A 6,359-nucleotide genomic window follows, 5' to 3' on the forward strand; every position below is an offset into this window, starting at 1 on the left:
GCCCCGGGTCCGCGTCCCGGGACGGTGGGCCGCCCCGACGCCCGCCAGGCCCCGTGACGGTGAAGGGGGTGGGGGTTGGTGTGCCGGCAGCTGATCGTGCTGGTGTTTTGCCGTCCCCGACCGCCTTTGCCGACAGCCGCAGGTCACCTCTGCCTGTTGAGCGCCGCCTGCACGTCCAACTGCCAGGGGCGATTGAACACGGGTGGCGTGGGACTGGCCGACTCCTCGGGCGACACCCAGGTCGCGTTCAACTACCGGACCTACGACACCGTCGAGAAGGCCAAAGTCGCCTACCAGGGGTACGTCGGACGGGCCGGAGGGACAGTCAACGAATCCCGGGCCACGATGTCCCTGGCGCAGGTCGGCGACGGCAGCATCGCCTACTCCTCTTTCGACCCGAAGAAGCTGACCGACTTCGCCCGCCTGCTCGTCTACCGCGCGAGGGGCCGGGCCTACGACGTCACCGGGCACCAGCAGGCCGCGATGCCCGAGCTCCTGCTCGCCCACCAGGACGCCGACCCTGAGGACGACGACCAGGAGCCGCAGGCCGGGCCACGGTCGGGGATCGACATGACGGCGTTGCGAGCGTTGAAGGAGTCCCGGACTGACGTCGAACCCCTCGACCTCACCGACGAACGGCTGCACCATCTGCAGGACGCCTTCACCAAGGCAGCCGCCCCCGCCCGCGAGACCATGGTCCGTTCCACCGACCAGGAGGACTCTGTCGCACCGCACCCCGCGCGCGAGGACGAGCCGCGGGCGCATCGCCCGCAGCAGTCAGACCGACACCGCGGGCCAGGAGTCGGCCGCTGAGTGCACCCGGTTCGGTGCACTCGATGCAGCAGCTGGTGTCCAGGGACGATGTCGTGCACTCCGTCCCGAGCTTTCAAAATCGTCGGACGCGCTGTAGTACGACCACGAACCCGACCCGTCCCGGGGCACGAGGTGCACGGGATGCGGTGCCCGCTGACCCCGGGGAGGCCTTCGTTCAGGTCACAGGAGCTTGCACTGCTCGCAGACCGTCGCCTGGTAGATCTGGCGGCCACAGCCGACACAGTCGTCGTTGATCTCGTCGTCGGACGGGCATGCAGGCCGTTCGTCTGGGCGCTCATCGGAGGGCCACTCCGCGGCAGAGTCGGCTGTGCTTCCCGACGCTGTCCACGCGTGGAGCGGCGGATTGATATCGCGGGAGGCCACCTGCGTCATGTCGGGCTGCCACATCACCTTGCCGACGAGGATTTCGCCTACCGCGGTCATTGGCAGGGTCCAGGGCATGGAGAACGGCTTGATCTCCCAGCCGTTGGCGCGGGCGCGGTCAGCAGCTGCGCTGATGCGGCCGACAGTGCTGTTCGCTGCCTGCCGTTTGTTGACGCCGCCGCGTTGGTAGTAGGCGGCGGAGTCCTTGGTGGCGCGGTAAATGAAGTTGAAAACTTGCCCGAGGCTGAAGGTGGCCAGGGCATCGGAGAGGGCGGTGAGTGTGCCGTCGCCCTGCTTCATGTCGAGATGGTGCTCGGCGAGCTTCATGTCCAGGTAAGCGGATGCCTGTGCCAGAGCGAGCTCGTCCCAAAGATCTTTCCACTGGTGGTGCCACGCGGCAGGCCAGGGGCCTTCCCGGAAGATCCGGTTGAGTTCACGAAGAAGCCAGACTGAGCGGGCTGGTAGGGACGACTCGGCGCCGAGTAGGTAGTAGCTGACGTCTCCCAGGTAGATGCTGCCAGTCGGGTTGTCGCTTTCCCAAGCGAACGCGTTGGGGTGGGAACCGGGGTGGGCCCGTATGACCGGTGGGTCGGAGAGGACGAGGCGGCGTTCGTAGTCAGTTCGCAGTCGAGCCGGCGCCCAAGGCCGATCCTTGGGCCAGATCTTCGTCGGGGTGGTCATTCCCTCGTCCTCGACCGCCGGGTCGCTGAACAGGGTATGCAGGGCGACTGCGGTGAACAGCGTCATCTGCTGCGGGTCCGGCGTGTTGGTGTGATGGACCGGAAACAGCTGCGCGATTGCATTTCGCTGCGCATCCGCACGCTCGGTGGCCAGTCGAGCTTGCTCGGCCTGAGCCAAGTTCGTGCAGGAAGCACAGAGGATGTTGGTCAGGCGGGCCAGCTCAGTCAAGTTGGTACGGCTCGTCGCGACGGCGGCATCTCCGCACTGCGGACAAGCGACGTCTGGCAGCCTGGCATCAGCGCCCTCACGGACGAGACGGGTCATCTGGACGGACGACAGCCCGTGCTGGTGGCGGACCTCAGCGACGGTTTGAGCCCAAGCCTCTCCGTCATCGGCGAGCTGCCAGTACGCCCGCAGAGCGGCAATTTCGTCCGGGTTCTCGCTGAAGAACTCCAGCTCGATGGTCGTCAAGGTCCCCCCTCGTTGCAGTGCTGGTATGGCCATTTTCACTGGCGTAGCGAGGCATGGGGGTGGAAAGCAGGATCCCATTCCCATGAGCCAGGGCGGTGTCAGTGGACCAATGCGCTACCTGATCTGGGGTGAGCGGTGTACAGGCGGTACCAGGAAGGGCATGCACGGCTCCTCAACAATTCGGCCGCCGTGGGCATCTCGGCCTTGAGGTTGAGGGAGTCTCCGTTGGACAGTCGCCGAGGATCACCAACGTGGTGTTCACGAAACCCGCGGCTGACTTCGCCTGCGCTCACAAGATCCATTTGGTGGACCAGGACCGTCTCACGCGTTGGGACCGGTGGTGCCAACCTCTGACAAGCATTCTGGGACTCGAGCGGAGCGGATCCGCGGCGCCGTTGGGCGGCGGAAACTGAAGCCGAGTGGCGGTGCGGCACGTCATCCTGAGCACATGAACGAGGTGAGCGATTCGGCCGATACGCGCGATCAGTCGGACGTGACGGCGGCAGAGTCACGGCTTGTCCAGAGTGTCGCGATGAATTTGCTGCTCGTGGACGTCTTCCGCAACTTTGACCCGATCGTGAACCTCCGCGCCCAGATCGCCGCGTTGAGCGCGTCACTGGGGCCGCAGAAGAACCTGGGGCGCCTGTTCGCAGAGACGGTCGGCACCGTGAGCGTTCTTCCGCAGCTGCAGCGCAGCCTAGGCGCGGTCGGGGGCTTGGCCAGCGCGCAAGACGTGATCCGTCGGGTGGTCGACTCGGGCAGCATGCCCGGGACGGTCGCCAGTTTCCAGAATGGCGTTGTCGCGCTGCCGAAGCCCGTGCTGCTTCCGTTCGAGCTGCCCAACAGTGTTCTGGACAGCATCACCCGAAGCCATGTAGAGCGAAACCGCGCCTTCGCCGCCGCAGCGGCCAAGGTCCTCGGCCCGTCCCTGGCCCTGCCGCTGTTGTCCGACCACCTCAGGGCAAGCCTCGTCCAGCTGCAGCCAATGTCGCTCGGCCTGTCAGGCCTTTGCGACTCATCCCCGTGGCGGACCGTACTGGCGCAGATCGGCAAGCGGAACCGCCTCCTGTTCACCCCCGGACTTCTCGACACGTTCAGCAAGTTCGCTGCCGGCCTCAAGGACCTGCTGCCGGAGAACCTGCAGGCACTGCGTACCGCGGAGTGGGCGAAGCTCTTTGCCATCTCCGAAGAGGACGGTGTCTGCCTGATCTGGGCACCGCGCACAGAACACATCGAAGGTCTGCTCGCCCTGCCCGGCCGAACCGAGCGCCAGCAGTACCTCGTTGAACACCGTTCGGAGATTGTCGACGACGTGCTGGCTAGTCTCGATGCTGTCGATCACCCCGAGCTGCTGGACCTCGTGGAGCTAGCGAGGGACGCTGCCGACGCAATTCGGGGTGGCCACTATCGACCGGCTCAGGCCCTGCTCGGGAACGTCCTTGACACCGCGATGACCAGACACGGCCATACGTGGCTGCGGGCTACGTTTCCCTGGGCCCAGTTCACGAGTCGTAGGAAGGGCCCTGGCAGTAACACGGTGCTCACGGAGGCATGGGCCGCGATGCCTGCATGGGGCGAGCTGCAGATGCTGCTGGTCGTCCCGGCCTTGATGGTGAGCGGCATGATGAAGGCGTTCGCGAAGACGGATCGGGAGCAGACATTCAACAGGCACCTCGCTGCACACGAGGCTTCGACCGCCGCGTATCGGATCGAGTTCGCCCTGTCCTCGCTTCTGACCGTGCAAGCCCTTCTCCGACAGATCGACCAGCACTTGTACACCGAAGAGAGATGACACGGGCAGGCCCGCCAGGCGCCTTTCCGCCTGGCAGGTGTCTTCGAGAGAACTGTGGTGCCCCCTCTGCGAGTGGGGGCCACCACCGTGTCAGCGGTCCACCTGCCGACGCGGCCGCCGCCGGCCGCCGGAGGGATTTCCGGCGGTCGGCGGCCGGTTGAAGGTGGGGAACGGTGTTCTCGGCGCGGGTCCCTGTTACTCGCAGGGATAGTTGACGATGCGGACGGTGTACGCCGAGGAGACCCAGCGGTTGGTGCCCACTTTGCGGAAGCCGTTGGTGGTGGACGACGACGCGAGGATCGTGGAGCCGTTGGCGTAGGACCCGACGACCGAGTAGCTGGTGCCGGGACCGCTGCGGATCAGCAGACCGCCGCTGGCGTTGACCCTGTAGTAGCACTGGGTGGCGAGCGCCTTGGCCGGCGCGAGCTCCACGGCCGCGCCCGTCGTGCGGGCGGGTGCGGCGGCCTGTGCCGTGAGACCGCCGCCGAGGAGCGCGGCGGCGGACAGGGCCGCCACGGCCGCCGTGCGGGCGGCGGAGCGACGCGGTGACATGGTGCGGCGTGCTGCTGTGACGGTCATGTGATCGATTCCCCTTGAGTCGTCGGTTCTGGGTGCGGAACACGTACGTAGGAGCAGGACCGGGCCGGCCGAGCGGTGTCACCGCTGAAAGACCTCGGAGCCGTGCACGACGTTAGCGTCATCGGGGCAATCAGCTGCCTGTCACACGAGAACTCCCCAATCGGAACAGGGGCGGTGGCCCGTTGCGGTTGGGGAGTCCGTAAGACGCTGACGCCCCGGGACCGACTGCGCGCCGACTGGAAGCCGAGCGCGATGGCCACCTCCAAGGTGGCTGCCGACGTCATCAACTCCCTCCTCGAGCCCGCCCGTGCCGCAGCCGTCGCGATCCGGGCCCGGGTCGCCGGGATCGTCGATGTCGCGGCGGTGGTGTTCGTGATGAACGGCGGCGGTCGCTTCCACCGTTGGCACCTGCTCGCCGAAGCCCGCCGCCACCTCGCCCTCGTCCTGCGCGGCCGCCGCCGCGAGCCGGGCCTGGACGAGAAGATCGTGGCCACCGCCATCTCCACCCATTGCCTGGACGTCAGCCAGCCGAAGAGCACGATCGGCCTGCTGGTGGACTACCGCCTCTACACCGCCCGCTGGTCCCTGTCCGACCTCCCCGGCCGCCGCCGCCCACCCACCCTCGCCTCCGGCCCGGACCGGCAGCCGATCCCGGCGCCCCGGCCGCGCCCCGGCCCCCGGATCCGGATGCGGGGGAGTGGGAAATCCCCCGGATACCGCTGCAGTACGAGCGTGCCGTCCTCGTGGTGTCGACGCCCTCGCCCGGCACCTTCACGGACCCGAGGTAGCCCTTCTCTACGACGGTGCCGCCGGTGGCGATCGCCTCCCGATCGGGCCCGAGGTCCGGTGCGCCTCATCGACCAACCCCTCCTTCATGCCGGAATAGGGATGATCGTCCCACCTCGCACGCATCTGACGGGCCGGCCTGTGGACAACCCGACCGCTGTGGAGAACCCTGCCGAGGCGTTCGGTCGACGCGGACGCGCGGCCCATCAGTCACAGCCACACGTACGGCATGCGGGCGCTGTCTGGATGGGCGGGCTGATGCCTCACGGCCCGGCCCCGGCCGCCGGGACGCGGTGATCCTGGCGGGCGGGGCCGATCCGGCGGTGCCTTCCCTGCCGTTCGGGTGGTCAGGGGAGCTGGATGGCGTTCCAGTCCCAGCCGGCGGAGGCGGGGACGCTGTAGCTGCGGCCGAAGGGCTGGATGAGACCGGCGGGGTCGGCGAGGCCGGTGTGCATCGTCACCGAGCCGTCTCCGTGGCGGTACATCATGCCGATGTCTGTGCGCCGGTCACCGTTGAAGTCACCCGAGATCAGCTTCATGCTGTTGCGATCCCAGCTGTTCGGGGGCACCGTGTAGCCCGCCTTGAACTCGGCGAAACCGCCATCCGGCTTGCCCAGAGAGCTGTAGAAGGCGATCGAACTGTCCGCGTGGTGGTAGACCATCACCGCATCGGAACGACCGTCACCGTTCACATCACCAGCGTGCAGCTGGATGGCGTTCCAGTCCCAGCCGGCGGAGGCGGGGACGCTGTAGCTGCGGCCGAAGGGCTGGATGAGACCGGCGGGGTCGGCGAGGCCGGTGTGCATCGTCACCGAGCCGTCTCCGTGGCGGTACATCATGCCGATGTCTGTGC

Annotated in this window: 6 protein-coding genes; 3 read left to right on the plus strand and 3 right to left on the minus strand. The window is 67.4% G+C overall.

The window, feature by feature from the left end; all coding sequences use genetic code 11:
* Window positions 1-207 precede the first annotated feature (207 nt).
* Window positions 208-813 (plus strand): hypothetical protein, encoded by a 606-nt coding sequence (locus ACFRU2_RS33435; RefSeq protein ID WP_382979505.1) that lies wholly within the window; start codon window positions 208-210, stop codon window positions 811-813.
* A gap of 180 nt (window positions 814-993) precedes the next feature.
* Here the strand turns inward: ACFRU2_RS33435 and ACFRU2_RS33440 are convergent, their stop codons facing one another.
* Window positions 994-2,349, minus strand: coding sequence for a hypothetical protein (locus tag ACFRU2_RS33440; protein ID WP_382979507.1), 1,356 nt, complete (start codon window positions 2,347-2,349; stop codon window positions 994-996).
* A 448-nt stretch (window positions 2,350-2,797) separates the two neighbouring features.
* On the opposite strand from ACFRU2_RS33440, the gene ACFRU2_RS33445 reads away from it, so the two are divergent.
* On the plus strand, window positions 2,798-4,141 hold the full coding sequence (locus ACFRU2_RS33445) for a hypothetical protein (protein WP_382979510.1): 1,344 nt from the start codon (window positions 2,798-2,800) through the stop codon (window positions 4,139-4,141).
* A 195-nt stretch (window positions 4,142-4,336) separates the two neighbouring features.
* Here ACFRU2_RS33445 and ACFRU2_RS33450 read toward each other — a convergent pair whose 3' ends face one another.
* The gene (locus ACFRU2_RS33450) at window positions 4,337-4,720 is read right to left on the minus strand and encodes a hypothetical protein (protein ID WP_382979513.1); all 384 of its coding nucleotides are present in this window, start codon (window positions 4,718-4,720) and stop codon (window positions 4,337-4,339) included.
* 252 nt (window positions 4,721-4,972) lie between these two features.
* On the opposite strand from ACFRU2_RS33450, the gene ACFRU2_RS33455 reads away from it, so the two are divergent.
* Window positions 4,973-5,803 (plus strand): hypothetical protein, encoded by an 831-nt coding sequence (locus ACFRU2_RS33455; RefSeq protein WP_382979516.1) that lies wholly within the window; start codon window positions 4,973-4,975, stop codon window positions 5,801-5,803.
* Between the two features lie 50 nt (window positions 5,804-5,853).
* On the opposite strand, the gene ACFRU2_RS33460 is transcribed toward ACFRU2_RS33455, so the two are convergent.
* Window positions 5,854-6,359, minus strand: a 506-nt coding sequence (locus tag ACFRU2_RS33460) for an FG-GAP repeat domain-containing protein (protein ID WP_382979518.1), incomplete at its 5' end; no start/stop codon positions are given.

Origin of the sequence: Streptomyces sp. NPDC056883 (assembly GCF_042788835.1) — a bacterium.
GTDB lineage: Bacteria > Actinomycetota > Actinomycetes > Streptomycetales > Streptomycetaceae > Streptomyces > Streptomyces stoeckheimensis.